Genomic DNA, 18,225 nt, shown 5'->3' on the forward strand with positions numbered 1-18,225 from the left:
GGTGCTGCCAGGCAGCACCCCGCTGTATTAAAATGCGATGGTGTCGTTGTCGTCGTCGGAGTCGGCCTGAGCGACTTCCTGCTCCAGGTCGTCCAGTTCCGCCAGGCGGCGGCGCAGCTCTTCCCGCTGCTGGGCGTTCATCTGGCTGACGTGCCGGTCGAACTGTTCCTCCCGGCGGCGCTGAGCCTCCTCCTGGCATTTGCGCTGGAGTTCGGCCCCATGCTTGCGGCCTTCCTCCACCGCGGCGGCACCCTTCTCTACCAGAAACTTGCCGGCCTTGCCCTTCTGTTCGGCAGCCAGAGCCACCAGGCCTACGCCGGCCAGGCCTACATCGGCGAATACCTTTCCTACATCTTCCATCATGGAACAAACCTCCTTTGATCCCGTCTGATACAGGGGGCGGGAGCTTGGTGTGAAAACTATTTCTATGCCTATAGTATATCCGGAAGCAGGAAAAATGTCTTGGAAATTGTATGAACATTAGATGAAAAATCCATGAAAGACCGTCCGGTTTGGGGTTGTGACCGGCGGGGCGGCGTAGTATAATAAGGACCAATGAACTGCCCTTCGGCTGGTTTATTGTGTCCGCCGCCCGGCGGCGGGCATTTTTGTATCTCAAGGTAAAGAGGAAAACAGATGAAACAAACGCAGACAAGAACATGGACGGAGATCGACCTGTCCAATCTGGAGCATAATTATCGGGTGCTGCGGGCCATGCTGCCTCAGGGCTGCCGTTTTCTGGGTGTGGTAAAGGCGGACGCCTACGGCCACGGCGCGGTGCAGGTGGCCCGGCGGCTGGAGACGCTGGGCGCGGAATATCTGGCGGTGGCCTGCCTGGACGAGGCGTTGGAGCTGCGGCAGGCAGGGATTCATACGCCTATCCTGATTCTGGGCTATACCCCAACCGAGCGGGCGGAAGCCCTGCTGGACCATGAAATTACCCAGACGGTCTACGATCTGGAGATGGCTCAGGCTCTGTCTGCGTCCGCCACAGCGGCAGGCAAGACCTTGAAGATCCATGTGAAGGCGGATACGGGAATGTCTCGGCTGGGCTGGCTGTGCGGCGGAGAGAACCTGAGTGCTGCGGTGGAGACAATGGCCCAGGTGTGCGCTCTGCCCGGTCTGGAGGCAGAGGGGATCTACACCCATTTTGCCAATGCCGACGGAGACGAGGACTATACCATGCTCCAGTTTACCCGTTTTCTGGATTTGCTGGAGGAACTGAAAGATCGGGGGATCACCTTTGCCATTCGACACTGCGCCGCCAGCGCCGCGGCCCTCAAGTTCCCCTGCACCCATCTGGATATGGTCCGGCCGGGCATTGCCCTGTACGGCCACTATCCAGACCCCTCCTGCGAGGGGCTGGACGGCCCAGGCCTGCATCCGGTGATGACCCTCAAGACCCGGGTGGCCTCGGTAAAGACTGTGCCCGCCGGCACTCCGGTGAGCTACGGCTGTACCCATGTGCTGGGCCGGGAGACCAAACTGGCCGCCCTCACCATCGGCTACGCAGACGGGTTGCCCCGGCTGTGCTCCGACAGATTGGAGGTGCGGATCGGCGGCCGGCGGGCCCCCATTGTGGGCCGGATCTGCATGGATATGTGCATGGCAGATGTTACCGGATTGAATGTGGCGCCGGGAGACGAGGTGGAGGTATTCGGCGAGCACCTGCCCATTGAGGATGTAGCCGCCCTGGCAGGCACCGTCCAGTATGAGTTGCTGTGCGCCGTGTCGCCCCGGGTCCACCGGGCTTATTTGGACTGAGGCACCGGCTGTCCGGCAGACGCATACAATGGGCCGGGGGAGAAAGGCCCGGCCAGGCGGCGGCGGACCGGCCTGCCCCGCGAAATTTTGCAGGACGGGTATAATTCCCGCCGCCCCGTGGGAGAATCATAGTGACCGCGTTACATAGGCCTCCGGTCGTGTGACGCAGGTGACTATTTTCCGGCGGAGTGTGAGCTTTTGTGGACAACAGCGTAAAACGCGGAGATATTTTTTATGCCGATCTGAGCCCTGTGGTGGGCAGCGAGCAGGGAGGTGTGCGGCCTGTGCTTATCGTGCAGAACGATACCGGCAACCGGCACAGTCCCACCGTGATCGCGGCGGCCATCACGTCCCAGACCGGCAAGGCCCGTCTGCCCACCCACATCGAGCTCTCAGCCAACACCTACGGACTCCCTAAAGAGTCGGTGGTGCTGCTGGAACAGATCCGGACGCTGGACAAAAGGCGGCTGAGAGAGCACATGGGTCGGCTGGACGAAGCGCAGATGCAGCGGGTGGACAACGCCATCGCGGTCAGCTTTGGCCTGCACACAGGAACCATGGTTTAAAGACAAGGGGGGAGCCGTCCCCGAGGGCGGCTCCCCGTCAGACAGGAGGTACATATGAAACAGAGAAAAGGTCTGGTACGGCTTATCTCCGGCGGATTGGTCACGGTGACTCTGGTGGGAGTTGCGGTGGCCGCCGGACAGCAAGGCAGCAAGAACGATCCCCTGGTCACCCTCAGCTATCTGGAAGATCAGGCGATCCCCTCCATTCTGAAGCAGGTGGACGGTAAAGTGACGGACAAGCAGTCCGAACTGGAGAAGAAGCTGTCCGGTGTGGTCGACAGCTATGTGGCGGAGGTGGAGAAGGCCCTGAGCGGCGGGTCCAGCTCCACTTCAGCCGGCGGTGTATTTCAGATCGTCAATCTAAAGGCCGGGCAGACCGTGGTGGGCACGGAGGCCTGCGAGTTTCTGCTGCGGGCCGGAACTGCGGCCTGTGTATCCGATACGGCCCCCGGCCTCATCGACACCACCGACGGGTCGGCCCTGGCGGGCGGGAAGAACCTGACCGCCAACCATCTGTATTTGGCGACCGTTGACGGACGGGGAGTCAAAGCCTCCACCGATGTGACCATTATGGTCCGGGGCGGTTATACGATTAAATAGTAAAGGATAAAAAATGTGGACGGCAACGCCGTCCACATTTTTTGCTTATTCAGAGCAGGGTGGGGATCAGTTGGGCCAAAGCCTGTGCCAGTTTGGCGTGGCTCTCCCGGGTCAGGTGCATATAATCCACCGTATTGCAGGCAAGCCCCAGAGTGTTGGCATCCAGAAAGGCGCAGCCGGTCCGTTGCGCCACGATCTTGTATTCCTTGGCCAGTCCACGGGTCTTTTCCACACAGCCAAGCCCCATTTCATCGGCTACAGGAGAGGAGAAAACACCCTTTTCGATGGACTTGGGGGCAACGATAAGAATGTTGGGTGTTCCGCCGGGCCCCCAGCAGTCTATAGACTGAGCAGCCCGGATCAGCCGCTCCATACCCCGGCCAATGGTATAGGCATTGGTTCCGAAGCGCTCTTTGGAGTCGTTGGTACCCAGCATGACCACCAGCAGACCCACAGGCTCGTGGCTCTTGAGACAGGGACGCAGATAGGACAGGGCGGACAGTCCCTCTTCCACCGGATCGTCAAATACAGTGGTGCGGCCGGGAAGGCCTTCCTCCACCACCAGAAAGGACTGGTCTAAAGTTCGCTGCAGCAGACAGGGCCAACGCTCCTCCTCATTGAAGCGGAAGAGATGAGCGTCGGCGCAGCCGGCAGGATCGGGGCAGTAGCCATGGGTGTTGGAATCCCCCAGACAGACGATGTGGCGGCGCATTTACTTGATCTCGGGCAGGGAAGCGGCGGCCACGGACTGGCCTACTCGGCGGGCCTTCTCGTCCGGCATGGTGGGGTTGATCTTGGAGGCGATCTCAGGATACTCGTCGGCCAGCACGCTTTTGCAGGTGTCCAGCAGCAGGTCGCCGCCCTTGCCGGACATAACGCGGCCCAGCAGCAGCACGTGCTTGAAGCCGTAGAAGTGGTAATACAGAGCCAGAGAGTGGGCCAGATACACGCCGATGGAGCGATACACCGCGGCGGCGCCGGGGTTGCCCTCCTCCATAGCTTTCTGCACCACCTTCAGCTTCTCGGCGGGGGAGAGGGCGGGGTCCAGTTCAATGCCGCCGGCGGGGGCCAGCTTGATGACGCCGTCCTGGGAGAAATACTTCACACCGCAGCCGATGTCACCGGACCACTCGTCCTCCATGGCGCCGGGGTTGGCGTCCACGGGAGCGAAAGCCAACTCGTTGAGCCAGCCGGTAATGTTGCCGTTCTGGTCCACATAGCCCACGGCCTCACTGGTGCCCATGGCAATACCCATAATGTTGTTCTCTTCCAGGCTCATGGCGCCGGCCAGGGCGGACACGTCACCGTCGTTGGCCACCACATAGGGCACGTCGCCGAAGGTGTCCTTGATGGCGCGGATGTAGATATCCTTCACCTTGGCGTCAAAGTCCTCCTTGGGGACCTTCAGGAACAGGGAGGCCACCATGGTACGGTTTTCGATGTAGATACCGGCAGAGGAGACGCCCACCGCGTCCACCCGGGGCATATGCTGAGCGGCGGACTTGAGAGCGGACACGATGCCCTCATAGTGGTAGTCGGGGTCGGCGGTGACCTTGGGATACCACACCACCTCTTCGCTGAACACAGGCTCGCCATCGATCACGGCGGACACCTTCCGGTCGGAACCGCCGGCGTCAAAACCGATACGGCAGCCGCCCAGGTGGCGGCCCACGGCCTGAGGATTGCTCTTCTCGGCGGGCACCTGGTCGCAGTACACGACCTCAAAGGGCTTCTCATACACATTGGACATGAAATCGGCGTCGAAGGAGCGCTTGCCGCCCACGCACCAGGTGGTCTTCATGGCTTCAAAGATATCCTTGTCACCGCTGATGTAGACCTTGAAACCGCCCATATACCACAGCATGGTCTTGATGAGCCGGTCCACATAGTAGCGGTCGGCTTCAGCCATATCGGGGGTGCCGTGAATAAAGGTTTTGTAGACGGCCACCTCGCCGCCGGCCCGCTCCACAGCCAGATCCAGGGGCTTTTTGGCGCCCTTCAGGAAGGAAGCAAAGAATTTGCCCAGGGGGAGGAAACCGGGGTCCAGTTCGGGGACGTGTTTGACGGGAACTTCGATGCCAAGATATTTCATGAGACATCCTCCTTAACATATATGGAAAAACAGAAAGCTCGTTATATGTATAGGCTACCAGTTTTTTTAAATCTGTCAAGCATATTTTCCGGATTCTGAAAATTATTTTCTTTCCAGGTCTTGACGGGGGATGTACCGGCGGGTATGATGGAACCAACGGGGGAACTCTCCCAACATTGGAAAGGTGGGAATTGCGATTATGGATATCACTGCACGTCTGCAGGACCATCAAAAATGGATTCAAGAAGAGCTGGAGCGCAGTGTCAGTTTCTGGCTGAAAAACGGTATGGACCCGGTGAATGGAGGCGTTTATACCTGCCTGGATCGGGAAGGTAAGATCTTCTCCACTGATAAGAGCGTATGGATGCAGGGACGCTGTGCCTGGATGTTTGCCTATCTGTGCCATACCTATGGTGTAAAGGACGAGTGGCTGGCCGCCAGTAAGAGCTGCCTGGACTTTATGGAGCGCTGCTGCATCAACCGGGAGGCGGGCAACCGGATGTACTTCACCGTTACCGGTGACGGCAAGCCCCTGCGCCAGCGCCGCTATTGCTTCTCCGAGGGGTTCTATGCTATTGCCAATGCCGAATATTATGGTGTTACCGGGGACAAGGTGTGCCTGGAGCGTGCCCGTGCCGCCTATGAACTGATCTGGAATCTGAATCAGGGCCTCATCAAGGACCCCACCGGCATGGGTCCCAAGACCATTCCTGAGACCCGGACCGGCCGTGCCCTGGCCAATCCCATGATCTATCTGAACATCACATCCGTGCTGCGCCGGGTGGACCCCGAGCAGACTGAGCTGTATCATCAGCGGGCCGCCCAGTGTGTGGATGAGATCTTCCGCTACCACTACAAGCCCGAGCTGGGCTGCACCCTGGAAAGTGTGGGTCCCAACGGCGAGTTCCGGGGCGACGTTACCGAGGGCCGTGTGGTCAACCCTGGGCACGACATCGAGTGCTCCTGGTTCCTGATGGAGGACGCCAACCTGCGGGGCAACAAGGAACAGCACGCCACCGCTGTTAAGATTTTTGACCAGGCCATCAATGCCGGATGGGACAAGGAGTACGGCGGATTGCTCTATTTTATCGACTGCCTGGGCCGTCCCCCCGAGGCCTATGAGCATGACATGAAGCTGTGGTGGCCCCATGATGAGATCCTCATTGCCTCCATGATGATCTTCCGGGATACCGGTGATGAGAAGTATCTGGAGTGGTTTGAGAAGACTCTGGACTACTGCAAGAAATACTTCTCCGATCCTGAATATGGCGACTGGTATGGCTACCTGCGCCGGGATGGCAAGCCAACCGAGCCCGCCTGTAAAGGCTCCACGTTCAAAGGTCCCTTCCACCTGCCTCGTATGCTCATCATGTGCGATCAGATGATCGGCCAGATCCTGGAGCGGAATTGAGGGTCGGCCATGCCCTTACTTGATGTCTTTGAAAAGATCAATAGTGAATATTATCAGCTGACCAGCGCGGAGAAAAAAGTGGCCGACTATGCGGTCATCCACCAGCAGCAGACCCAGTTCATGTCCATTTCGGAGCTGGCAGAGGAGGCGGGTGTGGCGGAAGCTACCATCTCCCGCTTCTGTAAGCGGCTGGGGTATAAGGGCTACAGTGCCTTTAAGCTGGCCATTGCCAACGCTACTGCGGGGCGGATGGATCGCGGCGCCGACGCTGAGGAGGAGGCAGAAGAGGACAGCGTGGAGGGTATGTGCCGTGCTGTCTATCGCAGTAATTCCGAGGCTCTGGCCCAGACCCTGGAGCTGATCCAAGCGGATGGGGTGCGCAAAGCAGCGGATATGATCGTCTCCGCCGGCCGGGTGCTGTGTATGGGACAGGGAGGGTCCATGATCCTCTCCCAGGAGTGTGCCCATCTGTTCAGCACCATCCAGCTGAATTTCACGGCGGTCATGGATTCCCATCTACAAGCCATCGCCGCCTCACAGCTGACCCCAGGCGACCTGGTCATTTACTTCTCCTACTCCGGTTCCACCAAAGAACTGATGAAGAATCTCCAGATCATCCGGGAACGGCGCGCGCGGATCATTCTGGTCACCCGTTTCCCTAAATCTCCCGGCGCCGCCTATGCCGACATTGTACTTCAGTGCGGCTCCCGGGAGGGCCCCCTCCAGGGCGGCTCGGTGGCCGCACGCATCGCCCAGCTCTATCTGATGGATGTGCTTTTTCATGAGGTATGCCGGCGGGATCGGGAGGGCTGCCGGGCCCGACAGGAGCTGGTGGCCGAAGTGCTGTCAGATAAACACATTTGACCGCCGACTGTGGAGAGTGAAAAAAATTTGCAGGCGCAGCAAAAAAAGAAAGAAAATACGTAATTCACTATTGACAAATCCTGTGCTGAACTGTACAATCTACACAACGGGTTACCGTTGTGTAATCACGAAAATTATCGAAAATGAGGAGGATGAACGATGAAGAAGAAACGTATTCTTGCGCTCATGCTGGCTGCCTCCATGTCTCTGGGCCTGGCTGCCTGCGGCGGCGGTGGTAACAGCGAGTCCCCCGCCGGCAACAGCAACACCCCGTCCGGCAACACTCCTTCCGGCTCCGGCGAGACTGTGGAGCTGACCATCTGGACCTATCCCATCGGCAAGTTTGGTGACTACGATACCATGCAGGCTCTGATCGATGAGTACACCGCCAAGAACCCCGGCGTGTCCATCAAGTTTGAGCTGCTGGATTACACCAACGGCGATACTCAGGTCACTTCTGCCATCACCAGCGGCACCGCTCCCGACATCATTATGGAAGGCCCCGAGCGCCTGGTGACCAACTGGGGCGCCAACAACCTGATGGTGGATCTGTCCGATCTTTGGACCGAGGATGCTACTGCTGATATCGCCGCTACCAGCCAGGCTGTTGTGAATGCCTGCCAGCTGGACGGCAAGTACTATGAGTATCCTCTGTGCATGACCACCCACTGCATGGCCATCAACTATGAGGTCTTTGAGCAGGCCGGCGCTCTGCAGTACATCGACCAGGAGACCCGTACCTGGACCACTGACAACTTTGTGAAGGCCATGGAGGCTGTCCGTGACTCCGGTCTGGCGGCCGTGCCCGGTATCGTTTACTGCGGCGGCCAGGGCGGCGACCAGGGTACCCGTGCTCTCGTCAACAACCTGTACTCCGGCACCTACACCAATGCCGACCACACCGAGTACACCGCCAACTCCGCTGAGAACGTGAAGGCTCTGGAGCTCATCAAGTCCATGGTGGACAATGGTTCCCTGAACGCCAATGCCGGCTTCCAGGCTGCTGACGAGCTGCAGCAGTTTGCCAATGGCACCGCTGCTGTGACTTTCTGCTGGAACGCTTCCAACAAGGCTCAGTACGCTTCTCAGACTGCCTTTACCCCCTATGCCATGGCTTTCCCCTCTGACGACGGTAAGCCCGAGCTGTGCGGCGGTATCTGGGGCTTTGGTATCTTCAACAACGGCGACGAGGCCAAGATCGCTGCTGCCAAGGACTTCATCCGCTACATCTGCGACGATCCCGAGCAGTCCAAGGAGAGCGTGCAGCTGACCGGCTTCTTCCCCGTCCGTGCTTCTCTGGGCAATGTGTACGAGGGTACCGAGACCGAGGCTGATGCCGCTGAGTTCCTGACTCTGATGCCTTACATGGGCGACTACTACAACGTTATCGGCGGCTGGACCGAGCAGCGCACCAACTGGTGGAATATGCTCCAGAAGGTCCTGACCGGCGGCGTGGACGCCAAGACTGCCGCTGATGAGTTTGTCAGCGCCAGCAACGCTGCCATCGGTTAAGTGGCGCAAGTCTGATCTGATGCACTTTCTGTGCCCGCTCCCTGTGAGGGGGCGGGCACAGTTGCTTTTCCTAAATTGATTGGAGAGGCGTGCAAAATATGTTCGAAAAGAGGGGAGAAACTAATGGCACAAAATGCCGTAGCAACGGCTAATAAGAAGCCCAAAAAGGAGAAACGGTCCCAGTTCTCTGGTATGAGCAAGGCCCTGGTGCGGCGGGAAACCATTTCCGCCTACCTGTTCCTGTTGCCCAGCCTGGTCTTCTTCATTGGCTTTGTGGTGATCCCGATGATCATGTGCGTGGTGTTCAGCTTCCAGGAGATGGGCCTGAACAGTGCCGCTACCAGGTTCGTCGGTTTTGCCAATTATGTCAAGATGGTTCAGGACCCCGTCTTCTGGAAGGGATTCCTGAACACCGTCATCATCGTCGCGGTGGCGGTTCCCGCCGTTACCGCCTTTTCCCTGTGGGTCAGCTCCGCCATCTATCAGATGAAGGCGGTGACCCGCTCCTTCTTCCGCTGCGTGTTCTACCTGCCCGTGGTTACCGGTACCGTGGCAGTCACCGTGGTATGGAAGTGGATGTTCAATCCCTACAACGGCCTGCTGAACCAGATCTTCGGTACCACCGGTTATGACTGGCTGGGCAATTCCGCTACTGCCATCTGGTGTATCATCCTGATCCTGTTTACCACTTCCATCGGTCAGCCCATCGTGCTGTATGTGGCTGCCCTGGGCAATGTGGATCAGTCCCTGGTGGAGGCGGCTCAGGTGGACGGCGCCACCAAGCTCCAGGTGTTCTGGAAGATCAAGTGGCCCCAGATCATGCCCACTACCCTGTATATCCTGGTCATTACCACCATCAACTCCTTCCAGTGCTTCGCACTGATCCAGTTGCTGACTTCCGGTGGACCCAACCACGCTACCGACACCATTATGTACTACATCTTCCAGATGGCGTACAACAACCAGAACTTCGGCTACGCCAACGCTATGGGCGTGGTCCTGGCCATCATCATCGCGATCTTCTCTGCCATCCAGTTCAAGTTCGCGAAGACCGACAACGGTTAAGGGGGTGAGAAGATGAATAACGCGAAAAGCAAGCTGGCCGGTACTTCCACCGGTTATAAAGTGATCACCATTGTGATCCTCATTCTCCTGGCGATTTTCTTCATCTTCCCGCTGTACTGGATCGTCACCGGCTCCTTTAAGGACGCCATGACCATCAACGCCCGTACCCCTCAGTGGTTCCCCCTGAGCCCCACCCTGGAGAACTACGCCAAGCTGTTCAAACAACCCGCCGGCTGGTGGCTGCTCAATACCATCATCATGGCTGTGGGTGCCCTGGTCTTGACCTGCCTCACCGCTGCCCTGGCCGGCTATGCTCTGGCAAAGAAGCGGTTCTATGGCCGGGCCCTCCTCTTTACCATTATCATCTGCGCAATGGCCCTGCCCAAGCAGGTCATCGTCATCCCCCTGTTGCGTGAGATGAACATCCTGCATCTGGCGGACACCCTGTGGGCTGTCATCCTGCCCACGGTAGGCTGGCCCTTCGGTGTGTTCCTGATGAAGCAGTTCTCCGAGACCATTCCCAACGAGATCCTGGAGGCCGCCCGGGTGGACGGCGCCGGGGAGCTGCGCACCTTCTTCAGCGTGGTCTTCCCCATGATCAAGCCCGGCATCGGCGCACTGGCTATCTTTACCTTTGTCAACTCCTGGAACGACTACTTCCTCCAGCTGATCATGCTGACCAGCCGGATGAACTGGACCATCTCCCTGGGCATTGCCCGACTGCAGGGCGAGATGTCCAGCGACTTCGGCCTCATCATGGCCGGCGCCACTTTGGCCGCCATCCCCATCGTGGCCGTGTTTATCGCTTTCCAGAAGTACTTTACCCAGGGTATTGCCATGGGTGCTGTTAAGGGCTGATTTTATCCTCCTGATTCGTTTATCAACTTTTTTGAGAGAAGGAATACTAACATGAGCGATCTGAAAAAGTACCAGGGCGTGATCCCGGCCTTTTACGCCTGCTATGACGAGGCCGGCAACATTTCCCCCGACCAGGTTCGTGCCCTGACCCGCTACCTCATCGGCAAGGGCGTTAACGGCCTGTATGTGGGCGGTTCCTCCGGCGAGTGCATCTACCAGAGCGTGGCTGAGCGCAAGGTAGTGCTGGAGAATGTGATGGCCGAGGCCAAGGGCAAGGTAGTGGTAATTGCCCACGTTGCCTGCAACAATACTGCCGACAGCATGGAACTGGCCGCTCACGCCGAGAGCCTGGGTGTGGATGCCATTGCCGCCATTCCTCCCATCTACTTCCATCTGCCTGAGTATGGCATTGCCGGCTACTGGAACGACATTTCCTCCGCCGCGCCCAACACCGACTTCATCATCTATAATATCCCCCAGCTGGCCGGCGTGGCCCTGACTCCCTCTCTGCTGGCCGAGATGCAGAAGAATCCCCGGGTCATCGGTGTGAAGAACTCCTCCATGCCTGTCCAGGATATCCAGATGTGGAAAGATGCCGGTGTTATCGTGTTCAACGGTCCCGACGAGCAGTATGTGTCCGGTCTGGCCATGGGCGCCTGCGCCGGTATCGGCGGCACTTATGCCGTCATGCCCGAGCTTTTCCTGAAGGTGTATGAGCATTTCCAGAAGGGTGAGATGGAGCCTGCACGTCAGATCCAGAACGATATCTGCCGCATCATCTACAAGATGTGCTCCGCTCACGGCAACCTGTATGCTGTGATGAAGGCCATCCTGGCCAAGAATGGCGTGAATTGCGGATCTGTTCGCAAGCCCATGCCCGGCCTGGTGGACAGCGATGCCGCTGTGGTGGACGAGGCCTACGCCATGATCACTGCCGCCATCGCCAAGTACTGCTGATCCCAGATCAAGTTCCGGGGCGGGCGGTGACCCGCCCGCCCCATTTTGACATGAAAGGCTAGGAGTTACATTATTATGCGTATTTATCAATCGGAAGACTATCAGGCCATGAGCCGCCGGGCGGCCAATATCATCTCCGCCCAGGTCATCTATAAGCCCGACTGCGTGCTGGGTCTCGCTACTGGTGGTACCCCCGTAGGCACCTACAAGCAGCTGGTGGACTGGTACAAGAAGGGCGATCTGTCCTTTGCTGAGGTCCGTTCCGTCAATCTGGACGAGTACCTGGGCCTGTCTCCCCACCATGAGCAGAGCTACCGCTATTTCATGCAGGATAACCTGTTCGATCATATCGACATTAAAGCGGAGAACACTCATGTGCTCAACGGCCTGGCCAAGAACCCCGAGGCTGAGTGCCATGCTTACAACCAGCTGATCCGGGACCTGGGTGGCATCGATCTGCAGCTGCTGGGCATGGGCCATAATGGCCACATCGCCTTCAATGAGCCTGGTGACGACTTCGGCCTGGAGACCCACCTGGTGAACTTGACCGAGAGCACCATTGAGGCCAACAAGCGCTTTTTTGAGAGCCGGGACGAGGTGCCCCGTCATGCCCTGAGCATGGGCATCAAGAACATCATGAATGCCCGCCGCATTCTGATCATCGTCAGCGGTGAGGAGAAGGCTGACATTGTGAAGGAGGCCTTCAGCGGCCCCGTCACCAAGGAAGTACCTGCTTCTGTGCTGCAGCTCCATCCCGATGTGACTCTGGTGGGCGATAAGGCTGCCCTCCATAAGCTGGTGGAAGCAGGTGTTCCCGTATGCGGATAACCGGCGGCCAGGTCTTTGACCTGCAGGAGGGCTTTGTCAAGCGGGACGTCTGCTTTGACGGTCGACTCCTCTCCAACTCCAGTGCCGACGGCAAGACCTACGACGCCAGCGGCTGCTATGTGATTCCAGGCCTCACCGACGTGCATTTTCACGGCTGCAAGGGCCACGATTTTTCCGACGCCGACCCCGAGGGCCTGGAGATCATGGCTCAGTATGAGCTGTCCCGGGGCGTGACGCAGATCTGCCCCGCAGGTATGACCCTGCTGGAGGCTCAGCTCACCAAGGTATGCCAGGTGGCGGCTGCCCATAAGGCCGCTGACAAGCCGGGTGCCGCTCTGTGCGGTATCAACCTGGAGGGGCCCTTCCTCTCTATGGCCAAGAAAGGCGCTCAGAACGGCGAGTGGCTCCACGCTCCCGATGTGGATATGCTCCGTCGGCTTATTGCCGCCTCTCAGGGTCTGGTAAAGCTGGTATCCCTGGCCCCAGAGGAGCCGGGCGCGATGGAGTTTATCGAGGCCATGGAGAGTGAAGTTACCATCTCTCTGGCCCATACCACCGCCGACTATGATACCGCCATGGAGGCCTTCCGGTTGGGTGCCCGGCAGGTGACACACCTGTTCAACGCCATGCCCGCCTTTACCCACAGGGCTCCCGGCGTGGTGGGCGCGGCCCTGGATACCCCCCTGTGCAACGTGGAGCTGATCTGTGACGGCGTTCACATCCATCCCTCCGTGGTACGAGCGGTATTCAAGATGTTTGGCGCCAAGCGGGTCATTCTGATTTCCGATACCATGCGGGCTGCTGGTATGCCCGACGGCGACTATACCCTGGGCGGCCAGGCCGTCAAAGTAAAGGGTAAGTATGCTACCCTGGAGGACGGTACCCTCGCAGGCTCTGTTACCGACTTGATGAACTGTATGAAGACCGCCGTGTCCTTCGGTATCCCCCTGGCGGACGCCGTGCGGGCCGCCGCGGTCAACCCGGCCAAGGCCATCGGCATTTTCAGCCGGGCCGGCAGCCTGGAGCCCGGCAAGCGGGCCAATGTGGTGGTTCTGGATGAGAATCTGGAGCTGAAAGACGTATTCTTCCGCGGCGAACTGGTCCGCGGCTGAATAGGAGGCACCCCCCAATTCAGGCCTTCCGCGTCTACTCCATTTTTATAGGTGCGGAAGAGTCGTAAAAAAGGAGGAAGATCCGCCGGACCGGCGGTGCGGCAGTGTGGAGACCTGCCGTAACGTTCCGGAAGTTTCGCTCTTCCGGGACAAGAGGGTATTTGCGGAGGCATTGCCCTTACGGTTCATGTATATGGCAACTGTGGTTCTGAAAGGCATCAAGAAGATCTACGACAACAAGGTGACCGCCGTTCACGACTTCAATCTGGAGATCGCGGACAAAGAGTTCATCGTGCTGGTTGGTCCCTCCGGCTGTGGTAAGTCCACTACTCTGCGGATGGTGGCCGGTCTGGAGGACATCTCTGAGGGCGATCTGCTCATCGGCGGCAAGCGGATGAACGATGTGGAGCCCAAGGACCGTGATATCGCCATGGTATTCCAGAGCTACGCACTCTATCCCCACATGACTGTGTATGAGAATATGGCTTTTGCTCTGAAGCTGCGCAAGGTGCCCAAGGAGGAGATCGACAAGAAAGTGCGGGAGGCTGCCGCAATCTTGGACATCACTCAGTACCTGGAGCGTAAGCCCAAGGCTCTGTCCGGCGGTCAGCGTCAGCGTGTGGCCATCGGCCGTGCCATCGTCCGCGATCCTCAGGTGTTCCTGATGGACGAACCCCTGTCCAACCTGGACGCCAAGCTGCGTAACCAGATGCGTGCTGAGATCATCAAGCTGCGTCAGCGTATCAATACCACCTTCATTTACGTCACTCACGACCAAACAGAGGCTATGACCCTGGGCGACCGTATTGTCATCATGAAGGACGGCTTTATTCAGCAGATCGGCACCCCGCAGGAGGTTTTCGACCGTCCCGCCAACCTGTTTGTGGCTGGCTTCATCGGCTCTCCTCAAATGAACTTCTTTGATGCCAAGCTGCAGAAGAAGGACGGCAAGTATCAGATCGCTGTGGCTGATGCTGTGATTGAGCTCGCCGATAAGGCTCAGAAGATCCTCACCGAGAAGGGTGTAAGCGATATGGATGTGGTGGCCGGCATTCGTCCCGAGCACATTTCCTTTGCCCCTGTGGCTGGTTCTCATACCGTATCCAGCACTGTGGATGTGTCCGAGATGATGGGCAGCGAGGTGTACCTCCATGTGACTGCCGCCGGCAAGGACGTGGTACTGCGTATCCCCACCACCGAGCTGCCTGAGGAGCACCGGGCGGGTATTCCCTATGGTACCGACATCAACTTTACCTTCCGTCCTGAGCTGATTCACCTGTTTGATCCTCAGACTGAGAAGAACCTGCTGTATTGATTTCCAGCATACCAAACCGGCCCCTGCCGCAACTGCGGCAGAGGCCGGTTTTTCTTTGTCGGCAGAACCAGTTGCAAGGGGAGGGAATAAGATGGTGCAGACGGCAGTGCTCTCATGAGTTGCCGGAGAAATTGAGGAGAGACGGGGGAGCGGCCTTGCAGCAACGGGAAAGTGAGCAATATCGATATTATAACCCGGACCCACTTCACCCGGGCGGACCGTCCTGCTGTATCTGGCGGGGACCTACCGGTCCCACAGGGGCGACAGGCAGTGCTGGTCCTATGGGCCCGATAGGAGCAATGGGTCCTACCGGACCAACGGGTCCTATAGGGGCGGCAGGGACGGCGGGCAGTATCGGCCCAACCGGTCCTACCGGTCCCATAGGTCCTACAGGCCCTGCAGGAGCGGACAGCATTGGTCCTACCGGTCCCTCAGGAGCAGCAGGCAGTACTGGCCCAACAGGCCCAGTTGGGCCCCAAGGACCGACAGGTGCAGCCGGACCAACGGGTCCTGCAGGGGCAATAGGTCCGATAGGTCCCACCGGACCTGTTGCCAGTGTTCCAGATGATGTGTTTGCGTCATATGTGAATTATCAGTATCCGCTTGTCCGGGGGAGTCAACTGGTATTGCTTCCCGATATAACAGATCCAACAGGGCAAATCACGCAGACTGGACCAACAGTCATTAGTCTGGAGCCGGGTTACTATTTAATCTCTTATAAAGTGTCAGCAGTTTTTCGGCAGGCCAACTATATGCAAATTACGCCATTCTATAACGGTACTACACATCTGGAGACTGGGATCTATTTTGCAGTTGGTACAGGGGGCGGAAGTGCGGCGGGCTCCGGTTTTATCATCTTGCGGGCACCAGCCGCCACTACATTTACGTTGACTTATTCAGGCTCCGGGGATGCGGTGGATGGAGAAATCAACCTGACTATAGTAAAACTGCACCGCGCGCTTTAAAGTGAGAATTGCCGCGTTGTAGATACCTTGAATTGTTGAAATACAAAAAAGACACGACGTAAGTCGTGTCTTTTTTGGAGCTAGTGGTGGGAATCGAACCCACGGCCTGCTCATTACGAGTGAGCTGCTCTACCTCTGAGCCACACTAGCGCATAGTTTGCTCCAAATTACCTGTAACATGATACAATAGAAGAAACAAATTGTCAAGGAGAATTCTTGCCGCTGGGGGAAACATTTCAGCCAGACAGCATCTTTATTTTTCTTGACAATTTACTTTCGTGCCACTATAATACTATTTAGCGTTCAATAAGACGGTGCGATATAACCGGTATTTGGCGCGGCATAATTTTATCCGGGTGTGGCGAAGCTTGGTATCGCGCTTGGTTCGGGTCCAAGAGGCCGTGGGTTCAAATCCCGCCACTCGGACCATCGGAGTATCCTTCGGGGTACTCCGATTTTTATTACCAATTTGTAAATTTTCTTATGCCGTTGCACAGAGATGTACAACTTTCGTTGTTTGGGAGCCTGTATGTAGAAGGACTTGTTCCTTACTACATACAGGAGGTTCCATATGACCGAAGAAAACTACAACTACCGAACGAGTCAGACGCTGCTTCGCAACCAGTTTCCCGGAAAAGGAAAGTTAAAAATCCCCATCATTCCTAAGTTCCAAGAAAGGCCCGGAGACTTTGATGATCTTTTGTTGATCGGTTTTGACAAAACCCACCTGGAGGACCAGAATCACCTCGACCGCATGGTACACTTCTTCCTATATGACTATCGCTTTGAGCGGGTCTGGAAGAACCCAGACAATGACATTGAAAAACTGTCCCGGTACCGTGCAGTGCTGTCGCCGGATTTCAATATGTATCTGGAAATGGCGCCTGTCATGCAGCTTTACAATGTATTTCGTAATCGTTGGTGCGGCGCTTACTGGGCATCCAAAGGGCTCCGGGTCATTCCCACCATCAACTGGGGCGATAAATCCACGTTCGATTTCTGCTTTGACGGGATTGAAAAAGGCAGTGTGGTGGCTGTCTCCACCTACATGGCGTCCGAACACGACAACCGCCAGGATCAAAAAGAGTGGTTCATGGCTGGATACAACGAGATGCTGCGGCGCATTGAGCCGGAAAAAATCATTTGCTACAATACACCGTTTCCCGAAATGCAAGGTAATATCATCTATGTGGACTACGAACGCAGTTCTTGGCGGTATATGAATTACGAGCGTGGATTTCAGAAAGAAGATTTGGAATCTTTCAAAATTGGTGGCTCTTTCTATACAAATCATGATACAATAGAGCCGTTCCTAATTGGCAAGGGGGGCGGCAGTGCATACGGTGGGAAATGGAAGCCCTCCAAACCAGCCGATGAAAAATTTATTGGTAAACCGGGTGAAGTAAAACAGTCTTTTACCAAAAAGGGAGACTTGTATGAGACTCATATCGGCCCAGATGGAAAGGCTGATTCCGAGACTCATTATTCTGATCACGGAACTCCAAAATTTCACGATAATCCTCACACGCACGATGTCTATTGGGATGAATTAGGACCTCACCTCAGCAAGGTCGAACGCTCTGGAAAAGCATTTGACCGTGAAAGGAGACACTATTCTATGAAGACGGTTGTACCAACCAATACATTTGAGGATGATCGATTCAAAACAATCAGCGATTTTAAGTGGTGTATGAGGCGCGGCGGAGAAATTCAATTCGAATGGAACGGCATTATGTATTGTTGCTTTGGCTGCATTTCTCCCTCAGCAGGCGCAGCAACTAAAATGATGATCTGTCAGGCTGGCTCTGCGGAAATAAACGCTCGTACCGAGAAATGGTGTGATACCGCCGACGAAATTCTGGAGTATATAGTTGGTGGTGATCGTCTGCGCGATGTAATCACGCAAGTAAAAGTGTGGGAGCGTACAATTTAAGATGAAACCTTTTGCCGACTGCTTATAAACCATTGATATTACTGGATTTTCACAGATCCTTTAATGACACTCGGACCATCGGAGCATCCTTCGGGATGCTCCGATTTTTGTATAAAGAAAACCACTCGCTAGGCGAGTGGTAGCAAAAAGCCTATGGCGATGAAAGTGATAAAAAAACTCCCTTTGCTATAATAAAAGTGCGGTCTGCCAACTGCACAAAGAATAGCAAAGGGAGGACATTCAGATGGGACTGAATGATATTAGTAGTTTATCTCATACACGATGGAATTGCAAATATCATATTGTATTTGCGCCGAAGTACCGCAGGAAGGTATTTTACAGAGAAAAGAAAGCGGCAATAGGAAAAATACTGCGGCAGTTGT

At 56.6% G+C, this 18,225-nt stretch carries 18 protein-coding genes and 2 tRNA genes; 16 read left to right on the top strand and 4 right to left on the bottom strand.

Annotation, left to right across the window (positions count from 1 at the left end; all coding sequences use genetic code 11):
- Positions 1–27 precede the first annotated feature (27 nt).
- Positions 28–363 (bottom strand): hypothetical protein, encoded by a 336-nt coding sequence (locus tag WHJ28_RS13150; RefSeq protein WP_340042527.1) that lies wholly within the window; start codon positions 361–363, stop codon positions 28–30.
- A gap of 273 nt (positions 364–636) precedes the next feature.
- Between WHJ28_RS13150 and alr the strand changes: the two genes are divergently transcribed.
- The 3 genes from alr to WHJ28_RS13165 all read left to right on the top strand — a co-directional run bounded on the left by alr (position 637) and on the right by WHJ28_RS13165 (position 2,930).
- Positions 637–1,764, top strand: coding sequence for an alanine racemase (alr, locus tag WHJ28_RS13155; protein WP_340042528.1), 1,128 nt, complete (start codon positions 637–639; stop codon positions 1,762–1,764).
- A 200-nt stretch (positions 1,765–1,964) separates the two neighbouring features.
- On the top strand, positions 1,965–2,330 hold the full coding sequence (locus tag WHJ28_RS13160) for a type II toxin-antitoxin system PemK/MazF family toxin (RefSeq protein ID WP_087188294.1): 366 nt from the start codon (positions 1,965–1,967) through the stop codon (positions 2,328–2,330).
- A 54-nt stretch (positions 2,331–2,384) separates the two neighbouring features.
- Positions 2,385–2,930: a hypothetical protein gene (locus WHJ28_RS13165; protein WP_340042529.1), complete on the top strand. Its 546-nt coding sequence runs from the start codon at positions 2,385–2,387 to the stop codon at positions 2,928–2,930.
- Positions 2,931–2,979: 49 nt separating this feature from the next.
- Here WHJ28_RS13165 and WHJ28_RS13170 read toward each other — a convergent pair whose 3' ends face one another.
- Together WHJ28_RS13170 and WHJ28_RS13175 are read right to left on the bottom strand one after the other, a co-directional pair.
- Complete coding sequence (locus WHJ28_RS13170; protein ID WP_340042530.1) at positions 2,980–3,642, bottom strand: GDSL-type esterase/lipase family protein; 663 nt, start codon at positions 3,640–3,642, stop codon at positions 2,980–2,982.
- Positions 3,643–5,022: an ROK family protein gene (locus WHJ28_RS13175; protein ID WP_340042531.1), complete on the bottom strand. Its 1,380-nt coding sequence runs from the start codon at positions 5,020–5,022 to the stop codon at positions 3,643–3,645. It lies immediately after the preceding gene.
- A 199-nt stretch (positions 5,023–5,221) separates the two neighbouring features.
- Between WHJ28_RS13175 and WHJ28_RS13180 the strand changes: the two genes are divergently transcribed.
- The 10 genes from WHJ28_RS13180 (at position 5,222) to WHJ28_RS13225 (ending at position 15,909) form a co-directional block, all read left to right on the top strand.
- Positions 5,222–6,433, top strand: a complete 1,212-nt coding sequence (locus tag WHJ28_RS13180; protein ID WP_340042532.1) for an AGE family epimerase/isomerase — start codon at positions 5,222–5,224, stop codon at positions 6,431–6,433.
- A gap of 9 nt (positions 6,434–6,442) precedes the next feature.
- Positions 6,443–7,297 (top strand): MurR/RpiR family transcriptional regulator, encoded by an 855-nt coding sequence (locus tag WHJ28_RS13185; RefSeq protein WP_340042533.1) that lies wholly within the window; start codon positions 6,443–6,445, stop codon positions 7,295–7,297.
- Positions 7,298–7,456: 159 nt separating this feature from the next.
- Positions 7,457–8,809 (top strand): extracellular solute-binding protein, encoded by a 1,353-nt coding sequence (locus tag WHJ28_RS13190; RefSeq protein ID WP_340042534.1) that lies wholly within the window; start codon positions 7,457–7,459, stop codon positions 8,807–8,809.
- A gap of 123 nt (positions 8,810–8,932) precedes the next feature.
- On the top strand, positions 8,933–9,874 hold the full coding sequence (locus WHJ28_RS13195; protein ID WP_425461145.1) for a carbohydrate ABC transporter permease: 942 nt from the start codon (positions 8,933–8,935) through the stop codon (positions 9,872–9,874).
- Between the two features lie 12 nt (positions 9,875–9,886).
- Positions 9,887–10,732 carry a carbohydrate ABC transporter permease gene (locus tag WHJ28_RS13200; RefSeq protein ID WP_340042535.1) on the top strand — a complete coding sequence of 282 codons (846 nt, stop codon included), beginning with the start codon at positions 9,887–9,889 and terminating at the stop codon, positions 10,730–10,732.
- A gap of 51 nt (positions 10,733–10,783) precedes the next feature.
- Positions 10,784–11,689, top strand: a complete 906-nt coding sequence (locus WHJ28_RS13205; protein WP_340042536.1) for a dihydrodipicolinate synthase family protein — start codon at positions 10,784–10,786, stop codon at positions 11,687–11,689.
- 75 nt (positions 11,690–11,764) lie between these two features.
- Positions 11,765–12,517: a glucosamine-6-phosphate deaminase gene (gene nagB / locus WHJ28_RS13210; RefSeq protein ID WP_340042537.1), complete on the top strand. Its 753-nt coding sequence runs from the start codon at positions 11,765–11,767 to the stop codon at positions 12,515–12,517.
- Positions 12,508–13,629, top strand: a complete 1,122-nt coding sequence (nagA, locus tag WHJ28_RS13215) for an N-acetylglucosamine-6-phosphate deacetylase (RefSeq protein ID WP_340042538.1) — start codon at positions 12,508–12,510, stop codon at positions 13,627–13,629. Before nagB ends, nagA begins: the two co-directional genes overlap by 10 nt.
- 193 nt (positions 13,630–13,822) lie before the next feature.
- Complete coding sequence (locus WHJ28_RS13220) at positions 13,823–14,944, top strand: ABC transporter ATP-binding protein (protein WP_340042539.1); 1,122 nt, start codon at positions 13,823–13,825, stop codon at positions 14,942–14,944.
- Between the two features lie 584 nt (positions 14,945–15,528).
- Entirely contained in the window at positions 15,529–15,909 is a 381-nt protein-coding gene (locus WHJ28_RS13225; RefSeq protein ID WP_340042540.1) for a hypothetical protein, read from the top strand.
- Between the two features lie 75 nt (positions 15,910–15,984).
- Here the strand turns inward: WHJ28_RS13225 and WHJ28_RS13230 are convergent.
- Positions 15,985–16,059, bottom strand: a tRNA-Thr gene (locus WHJ28_RS13230).
- A 202-nt stretch (positions 16,060–16,261) separates the two neighbouring features.
- Between WHJ28_RS13230 and WHJ28_RS13235 the strand changes: the two genes are divergently transcribed.
- From WHJ28_RS13235 to WHJ28_RS13245, 3 genes are all read left to right on the top strand, one after another.
- Positions 16,262–16,338: transfer RNA gene (locus tag WHJ28_RS13235), tRNA-Pro, on the top strand.
- Between the two features lie 142 nt (positions 16,339–16,480).
- Positions 16,481–17,842, top strand: coding sequence for a DUF4417 domain-containing protein (locus WHJ28_RS13240; protein ID WP_340042541.1), 1,362 nt, complete (start codon positions 16,481–16,483; stop codon positions 17,840–17,842).
- 244 nt (positions 17,843–18,086) lie between these two features.
- A partial coding sequence (locus WHJ28_RS13245; protein WP_340042544.1) for a transposase occupies positions 18,087–18,225 on the top strand: 139 nt, incomplete at its 3' end.

This window comes from Flavonifractor porci, from assembly GCF_037572415.1.
GTDB classification, from domain to species: domain Bacteria; phylum Bacillota; class Clostridia; order Oscillospirales; family Oscillospiraceae; genus Flavonifractor; species Flavonifractor porci.

Bases quoted from the DNA above. Each gene is read 5' to 3' on its own strand.
- WHJ28_RS13205 (WP_340042536.1), top strand. From the start codon at position 10,784: ATGAGCGATCTGAAAAAGTACCAGGGCGTGATCCCGGCCTTTTACGCC.
- WHJ28_RS13165 (WP_340042529.1), top strand. From the start codon at position 2,385: ATGAAACAGAGAAAAGGTCTGGTACGGCTTATCTCCGGCGGATTGGTC.
- WHJ28_RS13195 (WP_425461145.1), top strand. From the start codon at position 8,933: ATGGCACAAAATGCCGTAGCAACGGCTAATAAGAAGCCCAAAAAGGAG.
- WHJ28_RS13190 (WP_340042534.1), top strand. From the start codon at position 7,457: ATGAAGAAGAAACGTATTCTTGCGCTCATGCTGGCTGCCTCCATGTCT.
- WHJ28_RS13175 (WP_340042531.1), bottom strand. From the start codon at position 5,022: ATGAAATATCTTGGCATCGAAGTTCCCGTCAAACACGTCCCCGAACTG.
- WHJ28_RS13220 (WP_340042539.1), top strand. From the start codon at position 13,823: ATGGCAACTGTGGTTCTGAAAGGCATCAAGAAGATCTACGACAACAAG.
- WHJ28_RS13170 (WP_340042530.1), bottom strand. From the start codon at position 3,642: ATGCGCCGCCACATCGTCTGTCTGGGGGATTCCAACACCCATGGCTAC.
- WHJ28_RS13150 (WP_340042527.1), bottom strand. From the start codon at position 363: ATGATGGAAGATGTAGGAAAGGTATTCGCCGATGTAGGCCTGGCCGGC.
- nagB (WP_340042537.1), top strand. From the start codon at position 11,765: ATGCGTATTTATCAATCGGAAGACTATCAGGCCATGAGCCGCCGGGCG.
- WHJ28_RS13240 (WP_340042541.1), top strand. From the start codon at position 16,481: ATGACCGAAGAAAACTACAACTACCGAACGAGTCAGACGCTGCTTCGC.
- WHJ28_RS13185 (WP_340042533.1), top strand. From the start codon at position 6,443: ATGCCCTTACTTGATGTCTTTGAAAAGATCAATAGTGAATATTATCAG.
- nagA (WP_340042538.1), top strand. From the start codon at position 12,508: ATGCGGATAACCGGCGGCCAGGTCTTTGACCTGCAGGAGGGCTTTGTC.
- alr (WP_340042528.1), top strand. From the start codon at position 637: ATGAAACAAACGCAGACAAGAACATGGACGGAGATCGACCTGTCCAAT.
- WHJ28_RS13200 (WP_340042535.1), top strand. From the start codon at position 9,887: ATGAATAACGCGAAAAGCAAGCTGGCCGGTACTTCCACCGGTTATAAA.
- WHJ28_RS13180 (WP_340042532.1), top strand. From the start codon at position 5,222: ATGGATATCACTGCACGTCTGCAGGACCATCAAAAATGGATTCAAGAA.